This window comes from Geminocystis sp. M7585_C2015_104 (genome assembly GCA_015295805.1).
GTDB lineage: Bacteria > Cyanobacteriota > Cyanobacteriia > Cyanobacteriales > Cyanobacteriaceae > DVEF01.
The window spans coordinates 24,349-41,212 of the sequence record DVEF01000095.1 but is presented as its reverse complement, the minus strand read 5'-3'; the positions used below and the strand labels follow the sequence as shown (position 1 = coordinate 41,212).

Annotated in this window: 16 protein-coding genes; 2 read left to right on the top strand and 14 right to left on the bottom strand. The window is 44.3% G+C overall.

The genetic code is table 11. The features are described from left to right. The 7 genes from IGQ44_11700 to IGQ44_11670 form a co-directional block, all read right to left on the bottom strand. A partial coding sequence (locus tag IGQ44_11700) for an aminotransferase class I/II-fold pyridoxal phosphate-dependent enzyme (GenBank protein ID HIK38639.1) occupies positions 1–560 on the bottom strand: 560 nt, incomplete at its 3' end. Between the two features lie 42 nt (positions 561–602). Beyond that, a complete protein-coding gene (gene pseB / locus IGQ44_11695; GenBank protein HIK38638.1) occupies positions 603–1,634 on the bottom strand; it encodes a UDP-N-acetylglucosamine 4,6-dehydratase (inverting) in 1,032 nt (343 codons plus the stop codon). A gap of 619 nt (positions 1,635–2,253) precedes the next feature. Next, positions 2,254–2,568, bottom strand: coding sequence for an AAA family ATPase (locus tag IGQ44_11690; protein HIK38637.1), 315 nt, complete (start codon positions 2,566–2,568; stop codon positions 2,254–2,256). A gap of 672 nt (positions 2,569–3,240) precedes the next feature. Next, a complete protein-coding gene (gene pseI, locus IGQ44_11685) occupies positions 3,241–4,287 on the bottom strand; it encodes a pseudaminic acid synthase (protein ID HIK38636.1) in 1,047 nt (348 codons plus the stop codon). Beyond that, entirely contained in the window at positions 4,284–6,221 is a 1,938-nt protein-coding gene (locus tag IGQ44_11680) for a motility associated factor glycosyltransferase family protein (protein HIK38635.1), read from the bottom strand. The genes pseI and IGQ44_11680 overlap by 4 nt, the downstream gene beginning before the upstream one ends. Before the next feature lie 143 nt (positions 6,222–6,364). Continuing rightward, positions 6,365–6,727, bottom strand: coding sequence for a hypothetical protein (locus IGQ44_11675; protein ID HIK38634.1), 363 nt, complete (start codon positions 6,725–6,727; stop codon positions 6,365–6,367). Between the two features lie 93 nt (positions 6,728–6,820). Next, positions 6,821–6,946, bottom strand: coding sequence for an AAA family ATPase (locus IGQ44_11670; GenBank protein HIK38633.1), 126 nt, complete (start codon positions 6,944–6,946; stop codon positions 6,821–6,823). Positions 6,947–7,438: 492 nt separating this feature from the next. On the opposite strand from IGQ44_11670, the gene rfbD reads away from it, so the two are divergent. Further along, positions 7,439–8,320, top strand: coding sequence for a dTDP-4-dehydrorhamnose reductase (rfbD, locus tag IGQ44_11665; protein HIK38632.1), 882 nt, complete (start codon positions 7,439–7,441; stop codon positions 8,318–8,320). Positions 8,321–8,324: 4 nt separating this feature from the next. On the opposite strand, the gene IGQ44_11660 is transcribed toward rfbD, so the two are convergent. From IGQ44_11660 to IGQ44_11650, 3 genes are all read right to left on the bottom strand, one after another. Continuing rightward, entirely contained in the window at positions 8,325–9,095 is a 771-nt protein-coding gene (locus IGQ44_11660; protein HIK38631.1) for a hypothetical protein, read from the bottom strand. Positions 9,096–9,167: 72 nt separating this feature from the next. Next, positions 9,168–10,130 carry a hypothetical protein gene (locus IGQ44_11655; protein HIK38630.1) on the bottom strand — a complete coding sequence of 321 codons (963 nt, stop codon included), beginning with the start codon at positions 10,128–10,130 and terminating at the stop codon, positions 9,168–9,170. A gap of 103 nt (positions 10,131–10,233) precedes the next feature. Next, positions 10,234–11,202 (bottom strand): Gfo/Idh/MocA family oxidoreductase, encoded by a 969-nt coding sequence (locus IGQ44_11650; protein HIK38629.1) that lies wholly within the window; start codon positions 11,200–11,202, stop codon positions 10,234–10,236. A gap of 119 nt (positions 11,203–11,321) precedes the next feature. On the opposite strand from IGQ44_11650, the gene IGQ44_11645 reads away from it, so the two are divergent. Then, a complete protein-coding gene (locus IGQ44_11645; protein ID HIK38628.1) occupies positions 11,322–12,308 on the top strand; it encodes an Hpt domain-containing protein in 987 nt (328 codons plus the stop codon). Here IGQ44_11645 and IGQ44_11640 read toward each other — a convergent pair. From IGQ44_11640 to acnB, 4 genes are all read right to left on the bottom strand, one after another. Continuing rightward, entirely contained in the window at positions 12,305–13,138 is an 834-nt protein-coding gene (locus tag IGQ44_11640) for an acyltransferase family protein (protein ID HIK38627.1), read from the bottom strand. The genes IGQ44_11645 and IGQ44_11640 overlap by 4 nt on opposite strands. 62 nt (positions 13,139–13,200) lie before the next feature. Continuing rightward, a complete protein-coding gene (locus IGQ44_11635) occupies positions 13,201–13,671 on the bottom strand; it encodes an MEKHLA domain-containing protein (GenBank protein ID HIK38626.1) in 471 nt (156 codons plus the stop codon). Between the two features lie 52 nt (positions 13,672–13,723). Next, positions 13,724–14,152 (bottom strand): VOC family protein, encoded by a 429-nt coding sequence (locus IGQ44_11630; protein ID HIK38625.1) that lies wholly within the window; start codon positions 14,150–14,152, stop codon positions 13,724–13,726. 81 nt (positions 14,153–14,233) lie between these two features. Continuing rightward, complete coding sequence (gene acnB, locus IGQ44_11625) at positions 14,234–16,828, bottom strand: bifunctional aconitate hydratase 2/2-methylisocitrate dehydratase (GenBank protein ID HIK38624.1); 2,595 nt, start codon at positions 16,826–16,828, stop codon at positions 14,234–14,236. Positions 16,829–16,864: the final 36 nt, after the last annotated feature.

Genomic DNA, 16,864 nt, shown 5'->3' with positions numbered 1-16,864 from the left:
CCTGTAGTTATGTGCTTTACGGGATGAAAGCTAAAGATAGCCGCATGGGAAAACCTGCAGGAGCCTGTCTTGTAGCCCTTATACTTAGAGCCAGGGGCGTGGCAGGCATCCTCCACCACATAGAGACCATACTTTTGAGCCACTTCCCAAACCTTTTCCATGTCAACAGGATGTCCTGCGTAGTGGACTGGAACTATGAGCTTTGTTCTGTCTGTTATCAGGCTTTGAAGTAGGTTGATGTCCATATTGCCGGTGTCTGGCTCTATGTCGCAAAATACCGGCTCTGCACCCAGCATAACTCCCGCAGAGACTGTGGCTGTAAAGGTTATGGGGCTTGTGATGAACTGGTCTTTTTCCCCCAGTCCAAGGCTTTTGTAAGCACAGTAGAGAGCCGAAGTACCAGAATTGAAAGCCACCGCATATTTTGCCCCGCAGTAATCTGCAAGAACTCTTTCAAACTCCTGAATCCTTGGCCCCTGAGTTATAAAGTCGGACTTTAGAACTTCAAGGAGCGCCTTTATGTCCTCCTCGTCTATGTACTGCCTGCCGTAGGGTATCATTGTCTAAAATTACGTTTAAAATTGCTTTGCTCTATATAGATATCAATATATTACCTCAAGGCTACTCAGAGCCCTATCCAAGAAGTCTTTCAGTTCCTCACCTTCTAGCCACCAGTCGTTTTTATCGCTCCTGTAGAAAAAGCCCTCTGGCATCTTTGGGGAATTTTTCCACTTTTCCAATGCCCTCGCTTCAAAGCTAAACTGAGGAAGTAGAACAAAGTATTCTTTACCTTCGTGCTTTATAAGTCTTATGTCCCTTGACTCATCGGGGGAGATTAGGCTTTCATGAAGCTTTTCTCCAGGGCGTGTGCCTATGTATCTGAGGGAACAATGGGGACACATGACCTTTGCAAGGTCTACAACCCTTACGCTGGGTATCTTTGGCACAAATACTTCGCCGCCTTCTCCGTATTCAAGGGCAAAAAGCACAAGTCTAATCCCCTCCTCTAAGGTTATCCAGAAGCGTGTCATTCTCTTATCAGTGATGGGAAACTCCCTACGGCCTTCTCTTAGGAGGTTTAAAAACAGGGGTATAACGCTTCCCCTACTGCCCACCACATTGCCGTAGCGCACTATGGCGAAGGAGGTTTCCTTTGAGCCCGCGTAGGCATTGCCTGCAACGAAGAGCTTTTCCATGGTGAGCTTTGTAGCACCGTATAGATTCACTGGACTTACCGCCTTATCGGTGGAGAGGGCTATTACCCTCTTTACCCCTTTCTCGATGGCGATCTCTATAATGTTCTGAGAGCCAAGGATGTTTGTCTTAACCGCCTCAAAGGGGTTGTACTCCAGGGTGGGGACGTGTTTTAGAGCGGCGGCGTGTACCACATAGTCCACACCGTCAAAGGCGAATTTTAGTCTGTCCTTGTCCCGTATATCTCCTAGGAAAAACCTTATCTGGGGATATCTGTCTTCTGGGAATTCCCTTTGCATCTGCCACTGCTTGAACTCATCCCTGCTGAGGATGATCAGCTTGGCAGGGTTATAGTGTTTCAAGACAAAATGGGTAAAGGCCTTTCCAAAAGAGCCGGTGCCTCCTGTTATGAGTATTACCTTGTTGTCCAGAAAGCCCATTCCTCTCCCCTCCAGGGCAGGAACCTAATTATTCACCGTTTTTCCGCCAAAACCAACTACATTCTCCTCCTTTTCACTGAACTGTTCTCCAACCCGGCATACCTCCTTATATTTACCACATACTCCTAATGGTACCTGTTCCCCTCTATCTGCGTCAAGGCATAGCTCCCTGGCTTGTTCTTCATAGTCCTGAATTCTACTCCTGGGGTTTTTGTCTTTAAAAGTGTTACAAAGAACTGCCCCTGTTGGCTGCGGATATTTCAAGGCCTGTGGACGACAGAAGACTGTACATCAGGGATTAAAAATAAACTTTGTAAATTAAAATACTACCAAGGTAACACCTTATCTTTTGTCCCCTAAAGGGGGAGCCAATTTGTAAAGTGCCTCAGTAGCCTTTCATTTAAGTAGCCTTTCATTTAATAAGCCCTTCACCTCCTTGTTTGGATATGTAAGGATATAGCTAATCCCTCTTAGATGTCCTGCTTAGAAGGGTATATTTTCCGGCTGCATGTAGTCGACGTCAAAGCCGTCAAGTGATGTGTGGGAAACATATAGATTTTCGAGTTCGGGAATGAATACTCTGTTTGCTATCAGCAGTTTTAGGGGTGCCGGTTTCAAACTAGTGGGGTTTAAACTGTTTTTCTGAGAGGTGTAATAAACCTTTTCTTCGCCACAGGAAGAATGGCCATTGTACCACTTTTTTATTTCTGATAATTCTCGTCCTTGAAGTTTCCCCTCGAATACGGTTTGTAGTTTTTTCCCCGTAGCCCCAGATAGTAGAGTAGTTGGAGTTTAGTGTTATATCTTGGAGTTGATTAGGGCCGGAAAACAATGGAACTTTTAAAAAATCTAATTCCCCCGTTATGATAACAAATTTCATATAGGTATAGAGGGGCTTGATGACGCCGTACAGGTTTTTTAGGATTTCTCTGATGGCTTTTACCTCTTCTTTGTGTGTTTTTGGCTTTTTTTCTCAATAATTTGCCCTTCATATTCATATATCAAAATTAACCCTTCATCTATTTAAAATACAACCTTTATATTCCCTTAACGAAACGTTTTTATTACCGGATAATTGGGTTTAATTCTGCGGGAATGTGTAGATAAATTTATCAACTAATATATTCCTTTCATATTATTTTGTAATATTTAAATTCATTGAACGGTTGAGATTTATTTATTCTAAACCCGGTTTTTGAGATAGTGAGCATTTTGTAATCAAACCACGAAAATCTATGAATCACAGTACATTTCCCCTGTTCCAATTCTCTCGGAAATGCCTGCTTTAAGGCATCTAAAAACAAAAGGTTGCCAAATATCCTGGCCGGGACAAAAACTAAGACTTACCTTCTTACACAAGCGGGGGAACAAAATTAGTCTTGTCCATAATAAAAAACCTCTGTTCTAATTTCTTCCAAAGTTTGTATGTCTATTGGCAGTTTTTTACTCATTTCAGTTCCATCTCCTCAACAAATATCTTTTTGCTTTTTCCCCTAGTAAACACTACACCTTTTGTTTTCCGCCCTGACTTTGAATATTGATATCTTTGTAGTTTTTTGTCTTTAGGAAGAAAAAAAAGTAGGGGAAATGTTACTGGACAAAAGGGCTATTCTTCTATCAGTTCCCAGCTAAGGGGTGTTCCTTTAGAGATGTCTTTTTTTGCCTTCTTCCCCAACACTTGGGGCAAATACTTAGGTGCCAGCCCGTAGCCAGGCCTGATGCTTCTGACATTCTCTTCAGTGAAAACCTCACCCTTTTTTAGCTCTTTTACTACAAACAGACTTCGGGAGAATTTCTTCATCTGTCTTTGCCTAGGTGTGAGGTCATAAGTCACCTTTCCGAGGGCTTTTTCTACCTGACGGATGGCCTCCACCATGGCTTTGAATTCGGCTGGGGTGAGGGAAAAGGCACTGTCTGGGCTTTTTAGGTTTCTGTCCAGGATGAAGTGCTTTTCTACCATTACCGCACCTAATGCCACTGCGGCCACGGGCACGGATATGCCCGGAGTGTGGTCAGAAAGTCCCACGGGCACTCCAAAGGTTTCCCTCATGTTGGGGATTGTTCTCAGGTGGGCATCCTCGTGTGGGGTAGGATATTCGGATACGCACTTCAAAAGTACTATTTGCTCGTTGCCCATCCTCCTGCAGGCGTTGACGGCCTCTTCTATGTCTGATAGGGTAGCAATGCCCGTGGAGATGATAACGGGTTTTCCCTTGCTGGCTATGTATTCTATCAGGGGTATGTCAGTTATCTCAAAAGAAGCCACCTTGTAGGCGGGCGTGTTGAGTTTTTCCAAAAGGTCTACAGCAGTCTTATCAAAAGGCGAGGAGAAACATACAAGCCCCAGCTTTTTGGCGTACTCGAACAGTTTGTCATGCCAGTCCCAGGGGGTGTAGGCTTTTTTGTAAAGGTCGTATAAATATTGGCCATCCCATAGAGTGCTCTCTTTTATCATGAAGTATTCATTCCTTGCATCTATGGTTATAGTATCCGGGGTGTAGGTTTGTAGCTTTACCGCATCTGCACCGGATTCCCTTATGGCCTCTATAGTCTTCATGGCCAGGTTCAAATCCTGCAGGTGGTTAGCGGAAAGTTCGGCCACTGTGAAAACGGGCAGGCCTTCTCCTACCTTCCTATTTGCTATTTCTATCATTTTCCAAACTCCTCCACGACCTTTTTGATTTCCCCTTTAGCCTCTTCTATAAACCGGTGGCACATATCCCAGAAAAAGCCCATAAACTCCCCCCTCTCCTTGTCTTCTAGGCTAAGAGCATATCCTAATGCCAGTCTACTCCAGGAATAGACGTTGTGGAATAGGAGGTTGTACAAAAGGGTGTTTTTCTTAGAAGATATATCCCCTCCCAACACCCTAATACCATGAATTACATCGTAGAGCTTAGTGCCGTCGAACTTTTTGGCATATTCCCCTACCTCTTGAGCCAGGGTTTCAAAATCACTGTACAGCTTCTCTAATACTTCAGCAGGGTTTACCAGATCTATGTAGGTGGTGTCAAAGTTTCCTTCAATGGTTTCTATGGCCGACTGTTTGTCAAAATCCCCTTCCACCCTGAAAAATTCTATTGGCAAAGGTTTCGCCCCCTCTATCATAACACCGTCGGAAGTGTTGTATACCCTTACGCCTTTTTTCTTTATAACCCGCTCGATGGCATACTTAGTTTTGGCGAAAAGTAAATTGGTGTGCACCACCCCACCAAAATTGCCAGGTGCGGTTAGAGGGAAGTCCACTTTTTGTTTATGAAGCATACTTTTGGGGTTGTAATAATTGCTGAGGTGGGAGTGGTGTTGTTGGGGATTCCTGGTGCCCAAGTCAACGCCGAAGAGGAATATGGTATCAAAGCCGAACTCCGCCGCCAAAGCTACCCCCGCCGCAGTCACAGTGGGTCCGATATACCAAATGAAGGGCGAGCCCGTGGGTTCCAAAAGGAATGCCCCTGTGTCGTTGAGCTTTAAAAACATGTAGCCCTTTTTAAAAAGGTCAAAGCAGTCTGTCCAGAGGGGGTTGTCGGCTATAAGAATAATTTGCCTTAGAAAGTCTCCGCTTATTTCTACAAGGGTGTCGTAGGTGTATTTAGTCCTTTCTATTTCTACGTGGAAGTCTGGGACTATACCCGCCCTTTCCAGAGAAGATATGGTGGAACCGCAGGAGAATATAACGGCCTTATCCTGATATTTCCTTATCTTGTCAAGGGCATAGTCTAAAGAGGGGCCTGCCCCCAGTACAAAGGCAACAGCCCCCCCTGATACTCTCTTATGAGGGTAGTATAGGGGTATTTTTTTCGGGAATTTCTCCAATGTCCATTTTAAAGACCAAAGCTCGTCGTCAAAGTAGCCCATGAAAAATTCAAAAAATAATGGAGACTGGCCAAACCACTCTCTCACCTTCATGGGGGGACTGTGGTGGATATGCTCAAAATAATAGCCCCAGTAAAATAGTCCTGGATTTAGCTGACCAATAGCACTTCTTAACTCGGCAAAGGCTATGTCCAAGTCCTTTTCCAATACTAGCTTGTTGTGGACAATGACGTTTAAGCTTCTCCCGGGTTGACTATAGTGTTCTAAAAACCATTCCCAGTCCAGGGTATAAAGGCTAAGCCTAAAGAAGACTGGTACGTCCAAAATTATGAGGTTTTGGATTTCATACCTTTCCAATAGGAGTTTTAAATGAAGACCAAAACCAAGCCCCACCATCAGCAGAAGAGGTATGTGCTTTGTCTTTCGGCAGGAGGGGGGGGATATCTTGTTCGGTAGTCTTTCCAGTAGTTCAAAGCTATACCTATGGGCGATTATCTGTGGGTTTATTTCTCTGCCGATATTCTCAAAGTCGGCAAACAGTCTTGCGGGCTTGGCTTCAAAGGCTTCCACCTGGGAAAGGGATAATTGTAAGGCATCAGTCTTGTATACTGGGTTGCCACGGAGTATAGCATTTATCCTCCCCTCTCCGTCCACCTTCACCTCACAACCTTTCTCCCCTGAAGATGCTATTTGCCAAAGGTAGGGGGCTTTTTTGCGCAATATTGCACTGTTTTTGATGAATAATTGCTTTATTTGGTCTTCTGTAAATTTCATAGACTAGGGGTATTGTAATATTGTCGTTTTATTAAATAATTTGAATCGGGGCAAACAGGGTGCCCGGGCTGGAACCGCACTATGGTTATCGTACCATAACTTACACTCAGTCCCATCACCTTTTGGGTGGGTTAGAATTTCTACTAGCTCTTATATTCCATTTTTTCTTTGTCAGAGAGAGCCATTATGTGGCAGTTTTTATAGAATTTGTTTCCGAGAATATGCCCGTTTCTTTCTTCGTCCCCGCCCTCTAGGTGCATTTTCCTGTAGCCCCTCTCATTTGTTGGGCTTTTTTCTGTTTTTTTATTTCCACAAAAAATTCCTCTTATACAGTAATCTTTTAAAGAATATGTTCGAGAATTACCCGTTTCAGACGGGCTTTTCAACTCTGTACAGGTAGGGCCAGCATTTTGGGAGTTCAGCCTGTTAATGAAAAATAAAGTTGGATGCTTTTTGCAGTAATTGAACCTTTCTTTTTTTAAAAATTCCAATTTTAGAGGTTCCAAGAGTTATCTCAGTTTTCCTCTAGATACAGCTTTTCAAAAAGTTCTTTTTTATCTATTAAGGTCTACTTTAGGATGTCAATGAATGGGGATGTCCTAAATATTTTTGGCCTTGATGAGGAAATAATAAACTTTCTCCCCAATAAGCTTTGCTATAATGTGGTTTTTGTCCACAAAAGATTGTCCTTGTTTTCTTATCTTTTCAAAGCCTTGTGCCCCAATAGATCCTTAAAACAGAGTTTTGTACTTTTTTGTAGTTTTTTAATGAGAAGTTTCTGGCCCATATTCCCACCCTATAAACCCAATAATATACCACACATCCCTGAACACGGGCTTGTGGAACCTGAATTTCTAGAATTTAATCCACCTTCTCGTGTGCCGCGGCAGGCCCTTTGGTGTTAAATACCTAGATTCCATGGCACTAGGGTGTAGGAAGAGTTATTCTCCTTTTTACCCTTGTTTTACTCTCGTTGTAGTATAGAACCTGGATGGGGAAATGATTTTAGTTTAATGTCTTTCATATTCCTTTATCATTTATCATCTGTTTCTAATATCTATTTCTAATTTGTATTCCATTGGGTTCAAAGCCTCCCCGTTTGTGCTTTACTTATTGTTTAGGCCTATCATTTTCATTTAGGCTTATTTTGGTTGAGCTACTTGGGCTTTGGGCGGCGACGTAGCCGGATTGTATAGTATTATCTATGGAGGAGGAGAATGAAAATAATTTTATTTGGCTGTGATGGGCAAGTGGGGAGGGAAATCACATATGTTTTTCAAAATTCCCCTGAATTTTTACCCATAAATCGCCAGAAAGTTGACTTAAATATCCCTCAACAAATTCAGGAATGCATAAGAGAAATCAAACCAGATATTGTCATAAATGCCGCGGCTTATACGGCTGTGGACAAGGCGGAATCTGAACCGGAATTGGCACAACAAATAAATGGACTAGCTCCAAAGATAATTGCTGAAGAGACGGAGAAGATAAAAGCAAAATTTGTCCACATCTCTACCGACTATGTATTCGACGGCAGGGCGAATAAACCCTACTTAGAAACAGATGACACTAACCCCTTGGGAGTTTATGGGAAAACGAAACTGGAGGGGGAGGAAAATATAAAGGCAATCAGCAGCAATTTTGTTATCATAAGGACTGCTTGGGTTTATGGCAGATATGGTAAGAGCAATTTTGTCAAAACTATGTTAAAACTGGGGCAACAAAGGGATACAATCAGAGTAGTGATGGACCAAACTGGTTGTCCCACGTTAGCAGAAAACATTGCTACTGTGATAAAAAAACTGATAGAAACCCGGGGCAAGGATTCGCAACAAGAAATATATCACTTGACAGATTTAGGAGTATGTAGCTGGTATGATTTTGCTGTAAATATAATCAAAAATGCCCGTCAAAAAGGGTATGATTTAAAAGTAAAAGAGCTCCTGCCAATTCTAACAGAGGAATATCCTACGCCAGCAAAACGTCCGGCTTATTCTGTCTTGAATACCAGCAAAATAAGAAAAGAATACAATTTGACTCTCCCCTACTGGTTAGAGAGTCTGGAGAGGTATTTTTATAGTTCCTATAACGGTCTATAGTAACTTATAGAAGGGAAGCAGAAAAGGCAATACCCTCCTGGATAAAAGAGGGATAATTTTGGAGAATACTCAGTCTTTCGGCTTCATTTACAAACAAATAAGTGCCAGGGAGATTGCTATTCTGGAAACGATAAATAGTCTCGCCCTCAGTGGAATTGCCGGGGAAAACATAAAAGGCTAATCCTTCTTCCTGAAACTGGGGAAATTGTCGAAGAATCCTCCGTCTTTCTTCCTCGTTGACATATAAATAGGTTCCGGGAATTTCCCTATTTTGAAAACGATAAATAGGAATTAAACCATCTGCTTCCCTGGTGGCGACACTAAAGGCAAATCCCTCTTCCTGGAATTGGGGGAAGTTGGCTAGGACTCGTTGACGCTCACTTTCATTTACAAATAAGTATGTGCCAGGAATTTCTCTATTTTGAAAACGATAAATGGGTGAGGTAAGAAGGGGATGAGGACTAATTTGAGCTTCTACACTGCCAATATCCACTCGCCGATTTCTGATCCGATTGGCACCAGTTTGATCTGTCTGGCCTACCTGGCTTGAAATCTGATTGTCACCTCGGTCAATGGCGGGACTATCTGGGAGTGGAGCATGAGTGGGTGTAATACCCCCATTGTTTTGCAGAGGACCAAGTCTGGGATTTATGGTATTAAGAACATCACCAACTATGTTGCCGTTAAGACCGTTTACCATAACCCCATTGCCATTGCCAATCAGATTAAAGGCACTATTGGCTGCAAAGAATCCCTCTATGTCTGCACTTTCCAAATTCCCGGCCACAATACTGTTTTGCAACAACAGGGGGTTATCAGGCCCTACAGCAATGATACCGGAACCAGTCTAGGCGGAGTTTTTGGTGATGGTGGTATTGACTACAGAAACGGTGGCGTTTTCACTGAGGATGCCACCCCCACTCTTTTCCGTAAGATTACTAGAGATAGTACTATTTAAAATTACCCCAGAGGCGTTGCCACCAACATAGATACCACCACCCCCATCACTCCCCACATTTCCTACCAGGGAACTGTTAAGAATTTTGAAGTTACCTGTGGTGTAAACGCCTCCCCCAAGCCCGGTAACATTGCCAGATATGGTTGTATTGACAAGTTCTAGGTCACCGAAGTTGGCAATACCACCACCTTTGGCTTCTCCTCTCAGGGGAGTGCTACTATTACGGATTATACTGTTGCTGATGATAGCCCCTCCCCCCTGTTGGATGCGGATTGCCCCACCAGCAGTGCCATTGGCTGTAGTGGTGTTATTAGCAAATCCTTCTTCCAGGGTTACACCTTCTAGGATTAATAAACCCCCCTCCCCCACGTCAAAAATACGATCTCCTAGTCCAGAGGCGTTTATAATAGTGGCATTGGCGCCGGCACCGACTATCCTTATCCTTGTTTTAATGTCTAAATCCCCACTGCGAATGACAATGTCATCTGCTATGCCGGGGAGGTTAGGATTGGTGGCTGGGGAGAGGGTGTCTTCATTGCCTTGGATGGAAAGCTGATAGACACCTGCTGGTAGTCGGATTACATATTCTTTGTTAGAATCGGCCTTGGCTCTTAAAATGGCATCCCGAAGGGATAAGCCTCCAGTATAGCTGCCATCGTTTTGATCTTCAAAGGTGGTAACTGTCAAAAACACCTTTTCGATATTGTTGCCGCTGCCTACTTCTTGGAGGATAATGGAATTTTCTTGTATGAATCTCTCTGTTTGTAGTCTGAAAATGTCATTGGGCGTACCAAAAGCGGCCACAATCCGGTCAAATTCTAATCTTATAGCTTCTATGTCAATGGAAACCATACTATCAACAAATGGAGGGACAATGGCGTTATATTCTAGGAATTAATATAGAACATTTCTGGCGGTATAGGAATAAAAAAAGCCGGGGGAGTTATTAAGATTTTTAAGGTAGGAAAACTAGGCTTTTGGTTTGATCTGCCTTTTGGATTGCCTCTGCCACTTTTAGGGCATAAATGCTGGCCTCCAGTGTAAAATAAAGGGGTTTTCCTCGAGTGAGATAGTCGATGACTGCCTCTGTATCCTTGTTGAATAAACCACGTCTGCCAGCAACTTCAATTTCTTCCTCCTCCTCACCACGGATGATTTTACCCTTTTCCCCCTCGAATTTTAATGTGCCCTTGTTGCCGTAAATTTCTAAAACCCTTTCGCCACTCTTAAACTCATCCCCTTTGCCATAGGTTAAACAAACCAAAATTCCGTTTTTGAAAGACAGTTGGGCCTGACAATAACAGGAAGAAAAATAACCCGGCTGAGGAGCATCCCAAAAGCGGCTATAACAGGTTACTGAGTCTACCCTGCCAAACAAGTCAGTAAAGCGGGTGATGCGGGAAAGTGCGGCGATGAAGGGATACCCATAACAGGAGTAGTTAAAAGTCCAATTGGGGGTTAGTCTACTTTTGAGGGTGATTGTACTATATCTTGCTAAAAAAGGCTCACCTATTTCTGATAAATATTTTCTGATAGCTTGATGTACTCCTCCTAGTATTTCAATATGTTCTACGTGGAGGAGTTTGTTGCGGCTACGGGCTAGTTGTAGTAACTCCTCCGCCTCTTGGGGGTATATGGTGAGGGGGTATTCTACTACCACGTGTTTGTCAGCCAGTAACGCCGCCCTAACGATTTTCCCATGCTCTTTGTTTACATTAGAAATACAAATCAAATCGATGGTGGTGTCTTCAATTAAATCCTGCCAGCTGGATACGGAGGGGATACCATAGGTTTGACTGAAAGACTGAGTTTTCTCAGGGGTATTTCCTGCTACTGCCACCAATGTAGTCAAAGGATGTGCCAGAAAGGCTTCAGCCCTTCTCTGGGCGGCATGTCCAGTGCCCACTAAGCCTACTTTTAGCATTTATTTGTTCTCCCGTCAATGGCTAGGGGAATTATAACACCGGAAGGCTAACCTATCCCCGGGGGTATATACTAAAGATGAGGCCATGGCAAGAGTCAATGAATTGAGGAGAAGAAATTATGGACGGTGGCAACAACGAAAAAATAGTAGGTTATTTTATCGAAGAAGCAAAGGAACACCTGGAAACCATTGAAAAGGGGATTTTGGAGTTGGAATTGGCAGTAGAAGACAAAGAGAGAATAAATGAATTATTCCGGGCGGCACACTCCATCAAGGGGGGGGCGGCAATGCTCAATTTTACGGCAATTCAGAAGGCGGCACACCGTTTGGAAGACGCCTTCAAAATCCTCAGGGATCAACCTATTCAGCCTGACCCCACCCTAGAAAGTCTTTTCCTAAGAGCCTACGATACTTTACAGGATTTGATCGAACGATTGCAAGGTCCCTTTGGCTTGTCGCCTGAGGAAGGGGAACAAATCATGAAAGAAGCCGAGCCCCGCTTTGTGGAGTTACTTAACTATATAGAACAATTAGCCAGTGGGGATGTGCCGCCTCCCACCACAGAAAAACTTACACTAACCTCTGTAACTGCTGCCAAAGCGTCATCTAACCCCGTTACTGCCACCTCCAAGTCAAATACAGAGAATACAGAAGTAACACGGCAAGCTCCGCCGGCAGAGGAGAAGATTACTGTCAAAGTAAAACAAATTCTACAACAAATGTTGGCTATATTCAAACAAGAGCCTACCCCCAACAACCGTCAACAGTTACAAGGTTTATGCGATAAACTGGCCCAACTGGCACCAGGGGAGAGTGGTTGGCAGAATCTAATCAAATGTGCCAAGCAAGCCATAGCTAACCCCAAACACTCCTATCGTCTTTTAGCACCAGTGGTTATCAAGGAAATCAAATTGGCGGGGGATTGTTTAGATGTGGGCAAGGGCTCGGAAATTATACCTTCTCAGGGACTAGAACAACTGGCCTATTCTAAATTGCCCCAGGTGTTGGTGACAGTAGATCCAGTTATTGCCGCCGATACCCTTTCTAAGGTGTTTACTAAGGAACAGATAGCCAAACTGGTCAGCCTGTTGCAGGCTCACAATTAGTCCTCCTGATACAACCTGTCCAATTCTGCCTGCATCCTGCTTACTACCAAATCGTAACACTGTTGTACATAATCTCGCTTCTTACTAACAGACTCCCCATAGCGGGGGAAATAAATAGGTGGACAGACACGGGTGGTGATTTGTACTGGCAGGGGTATATTAGGCAAGGGCCCCACTGCCAATCCCCAGGGCAACCCCAAATATATGGGGAAGACCCGTGGTTCTTCTTGTATTGCCCATGGTATTATGCCTTTCAGTTCTCTATATATATCTGCTATTACAAACAAACTATCATGAGCTCCCTTGGAGAGGAGGGGGATGATGGGTAGGTGGTATTTTAAGGCTAGTTTAATAAAACCCTTACGCCCCATAAATTTAATTTTTTGCTTTTCCCAGTAGGGTCGGAAGACATCTTCGCCTCCTCCAGGGTACACTAGGACGGTTGCCCCTTTTTCGATGGCGGCTATAGCCATAGAGGGGTGGGCTCGGATAGCGCCGGTTTTAGTCGCTACTTTTGCCACTTGGGGGTATATGTCCCAGATCAGGGGGTGCATTAATCCATAGGCCAGTCTTTCGGTGCCAAAAAAACGAAACCAGTCATAGATCATCATTATCATGTCGGGGGCTGCCAAACCGCCATTATGGGAGCCCACCAGTAGCACTTGTCCTTCGGGAATATTTTCCCAGCCGCCAGTTCTTACCCGAAAATAGTACTCATATAAAAACCCCCAAAAGGGCATTAATTTTTCTATTACTTTTGGGTCCCTTTCCTCCAACGACCATCCCGAACATTGGCTCTTATCGGCTTCTATTTGTTCCTTAAATTCCATGAATATCCCCATCATTTTTTTCGACTTTCTCTTCTCGCTTTTGTTCTACCAAGTTCGCCAATTTATTCTATTTTTTCCCACTGGGAGAAGGTGGCTGCTTGGCCACAGAATAGCCCTTTTTCGTCCCTCAGATTCCAAAGGGTTATGTCTTTTATGTAGTATTTTTTGCCGGTTTTAGATATTCTAATTCCCTTAAAGTTGCAGACAAAGCCCTTTTCCGCCGTTTGTTTTAACAGTCTTTCCCTTTCTTCCCTCAGCAGAGGCTCAGTGGTGGTGCGGGAGGGGGTTTTTACCAGTTCCTCCCAAGTCATCTCCCACAATTGTAGTCCCTTTTTGTTGGCATAATTGTATAGAGGGTCTGGGTTAGTATTGTGGGAGAAAACTACAAAATCGGCATGGAATAAATTTTCAGAATCTTTTAAGGCATCTTTGCTACGTTCGATTAGTTCTTTCCCAAACAAATCTTTATAACTGTCCAGGAGGATTTTTGTCCATCTTACTATTTCTTGTTGTTGCCAAATTTCCTGGGGCATATCTCGGACAATTTTGGCTTATTTGTGGTCTACATTTTAACATATTTAATTCTCATCTGTCACCTATTTGGGCAAAATGATTAGCCCCAAAAATTGCCTCGTGATGGACATAAAATTTGAACTCTAGTATGTTGAAAAAGGGATCCTGTAAAAAGAAGGTGTGGTGTTCAGTAATTTGGCCGGGAAAACGAATTTTTGGCGGCTGATAAAAGGGGATATTAGACTTTTCACAACGGGACAACAAGGTATCCCAGTCTGATTTTTCTGGGAAGATAATACCAAAATGACGAGGATAAATGCCTTGGGGAGGCGATAATACTTCTTTAGTAATATGCCCTACCAGTTGATGGCCATAAAAGTTGAAAATAATAGCAGACTGGTTAACTCTACCTACCTGACAGCCTAACAATTCGCTATAAAACCGTTTTGCCTCGCCAACATCAGTAATAGGAATAGCCAAATGGAAGATAAAATTACTCATTTTTCCTCCTAAAGATTGCAGGATAATAACCTGGTTGCCAAGAAAAAAGAGAGCCATAAAGACTCTCTATTTGTGATAATTTTAAATTTTTATTTCTTCTAATTTTGGCATTTTTTCAGGGGGTATAATGCGCCCTTCGTCTTCAAATCCCTCAATTTCATGGAAGTTTAAATAGCGATATAATTCGCCGCGGAAGGGGTCAATTTTCTCTTTAACAATTTCCATGTATTCCTCCACAGTGGGGATTCTACCAAGAAGGGCACAAACGGCAGCAAGTTCGGCCGAACCGAGATAAACCCTTGCCCCCTTACCCATACGGTTGTCAAAGTTGCGGGTGGAGGTAGAAAAGACGGTGGCATAATCCTGAACACGGGCTTGATTGCCCATACACAGAGAACACCCTGGCATTTCGGTTCTGGCGCCGGCGGCAGCAAAAATGCTATATACTCCCTCGTTGCGCAACTGCTGCTCATCCATGCGGGTAGGAGGACATATCCACAACACAGTTTTTACTCTGCCTGCCCCCTCTAAAATCTTGGCGGCGGCTCTGTAATGTCCTATGTTTGTCATACAAGACCCTATAAATACCTCATCGATTTTGTCGCCAGCGCACTCACTCAAGAGTTTGACGTTGTCTGGGTCATTGGGGGCTGCCACAATGGGCTCTTTGATTTGATTTAGGTCAATTTCGATAACATCAGCGTATTCAGCGTCTTCGTCTGCTGAAAGGAGGGTGGGGTTGGCCAGCCACTGCTCCATCTTGGCAATGCGACGGAGGAGAGTGCGGGCATCTTGATACCCCCTGGCAATCATGTTTTTCAAAAGACTGATATTAGATCGCAAAAATTCCGCCACTGTCTCCTCGCTCAGTTTGATGGTACAGGCGGCACAGGAGCGTTCAGCCGTGGCATCTGTTAACTCAAAGGCCTGTTCCACCTTTAAATTAGGCAACCCTTCAATTTCCATTATCCGGCCATTAAAGACGTTTATCTTATTCTCCTTGCCCACTGTCAATTTGCCCTGTTGAATGGCCACCCAGGGAATGGCATTGACAATGTCTCGGAGGGTGACACCCGGCTGTAACTCCCCCTTAAACCTGACCAACACCGACTCGGGCATGTCTATAGGCATTGAGCCCAAGGCGGCGGCAAAGGCCACTAAACCCGAGCCTGCGGGGAAGGAGATGCCCAGGGGGAAACGGGTATGGGAATCGGCACCAGTGCCCACTGTGTCGGGCAGCAACATGCGGTTTAACCAGGAATGGATAATACCATCTCCGGGACGTAACACCACACCTCCCCTGCTAGCAAAGAAATCAGGCAACTCTTTGTGAATCTTTATGTCTACTGGTTTGGGATAGGCGGCTGTATGACAGAATGACTGCAACACCAAATCTGCACTGAAACCCAGACAGGCCAATTCCTTCAACTCGTCCCGGGTCATAGGTCCCGTTGTATCTTGAGAACCTACAGTGGTTACTACAGGTTCACAGGCGGTGCCAGGACGTACCCCCTTTACGCCACAGGCCTTACCTACGATTTTCTGGGCTAGGGTGAATCCTTTGCCGGTATCTGGGGGAGGCGTAGGTCTTATAAACAGGTTACTGGGTTCTAAGCCTAAAGCCTGACGGGCCTTATCAGTTAGGCCTCTACCGATTAACAGGGGGATGCGCCCACCGGCACGGACTTCATCGAGGAGGGTGACGGGTTTGAGGGTAAAGGTAGTCAGGAGTTCGTCTTTCTCGTTAGTAATTTTCCCCTGGTAGGGGTAGATATTAATAACATCACCGGTGTTTAGGGAGGTGACATCACACTCGATGGGCATGGCACCGGCATCCTCGGCGGTGTTGAAGAAGATGGGGGCTATTTTGCCGCCCAAAATGTAGCCTCCGGCTCTCTTGTTGGGTACAAAGGGTATATCATGGCCTATATGCCACAGAAGGGAATTTATTGCTGATTTACGAGAAGAACCTGTACCCACTACATCCCCCACATAGGCAACGGGATAGCCTTTTTGTTTTAACTGGGCGATAATTGCCAATGCCTCTGGGAATCTGGATTCTAGCATGGACAGGGCATGGAGGGGGATGTCCGGACGAGTGGTGGCATGGATAGCTGGCGACAAGTCGTCAGTATTGGTTTCCCCGGGCACTTTGAATACGGTTACGGTGATTTTTTCTGGTACTTTTGGCCTGGCGGTAAACCATTCTCCTGCTGCCCAAGAATCTAACACCCGTTTGGCATAGGGGTTGTCTTTGGCCAATTCTACCACGTCATGGAAGGCATCAAACACCAACAGAGTTTTAGATAGAGCGATGGCGGCCTCTGAAGCTATACTAGAGTCTGGGAACTGTAAAAGGTCTATAAGGGATTGAACATTATAACCCCCCATCATGGTGCCCAACAGCCGCACTGCCTCTTGGGGGGGGATTACAGGACAGTTTAACTCTCCTTTGGCAATAGCTGTTAAAAACCCCGCCTTGACATAAGCCGCTTCATCCACACCCACTGGGACTCTTTCTCTTAGCAGTGTTAGTAATTCCTCTTTTAATTCCTCTGGTGGGTTTAACAAACTGTCACACAGTTGCGATACTTGCTTAGGGTTTAGTGGTAACGGGGGAATGCCTAGACGAGCTCTTTCTACTACGTGTTGATGATATTCTGCCAACCAGTCCATCTTATTTCTGTTTAGCTGTTGTATGTTTCATATTTC

Bases quoted from the DNA above. Each gene is read 5' to 3' on its own strand.
- IGQ44_11650 (HIK38629.1), bottom strand. From the start codon at position 11,202: ATGCTAAAAGTAGGCTTAGTGGGCACTGGACATGCCGCCCAGAGAAGG.
- IGQ44_11635 (HIK38626.1), bottom strand. From the start codon at position 13,671: ATGCCCCAGGAAATTTGGCAACAACAAGAAATAGTAAGATGGACAAAA.
- IGQ44_11640 (HIK38627.1), bottom strand. From the start codon at position 13,138: ATGGAATTTAAGGAACAAATAGAAGCCGATAAGAGCCAATGTTCGGGA.
- IGQ44_11645 (HIK38628.1), top strand. From the start codon at position 11,322: ATGGACGGTGGCAACAACGAAAAAATAGTAGGTTATTTTATCGAAGAA.
- rfbD (HIK38632.1), top strand. From the start codon at position 7,439: ATGAAAATAATTTTATTTGGCTGTGATGGGCAAGTGGGGAGGGAAATC.
- IGQ44_11655 (HIK38630.1), bottom strand. From the start codon at position 10,130: ATGGTTTCCATTGACATAGAAGCTATAAGATTAGAATTTGACCGGATT.
- IGQ44_11630 (HIK38625.1), bottom strand. From the start codon at position 14,152: ATGAGTAATTTTATCTTCCATTTGGCTATTCCTATTACTGATGTTGGC.
- IGQ44_11680 (HIK38635.1), bottom strand. From the start codon at position 6,221: ATGAAATTTACAGAAGACCAAATAAAGCAATTATTCATCAAAAACAGT.
- pseB (HIK38638.1), bottom strand. From the start codon at position 1,634: ATGGGCTTTCTGGACAACAAGGTAATACTCATAACAGGAGGCACCGGC.
- pseI (HIK38636.1), bottom strand. From the start codon at position 4,287: ATGATAGAAATAGCAAATAGGAAGGTAGGAGAAGGCCTGCCCGTTTTC.
- acnB (HIK38624.1), bottom strand. From the start codon at position 16,828: ATGGACTGGTTGGCAGAATATCATCAACACGTAGTAGAAAGAGCTCGT.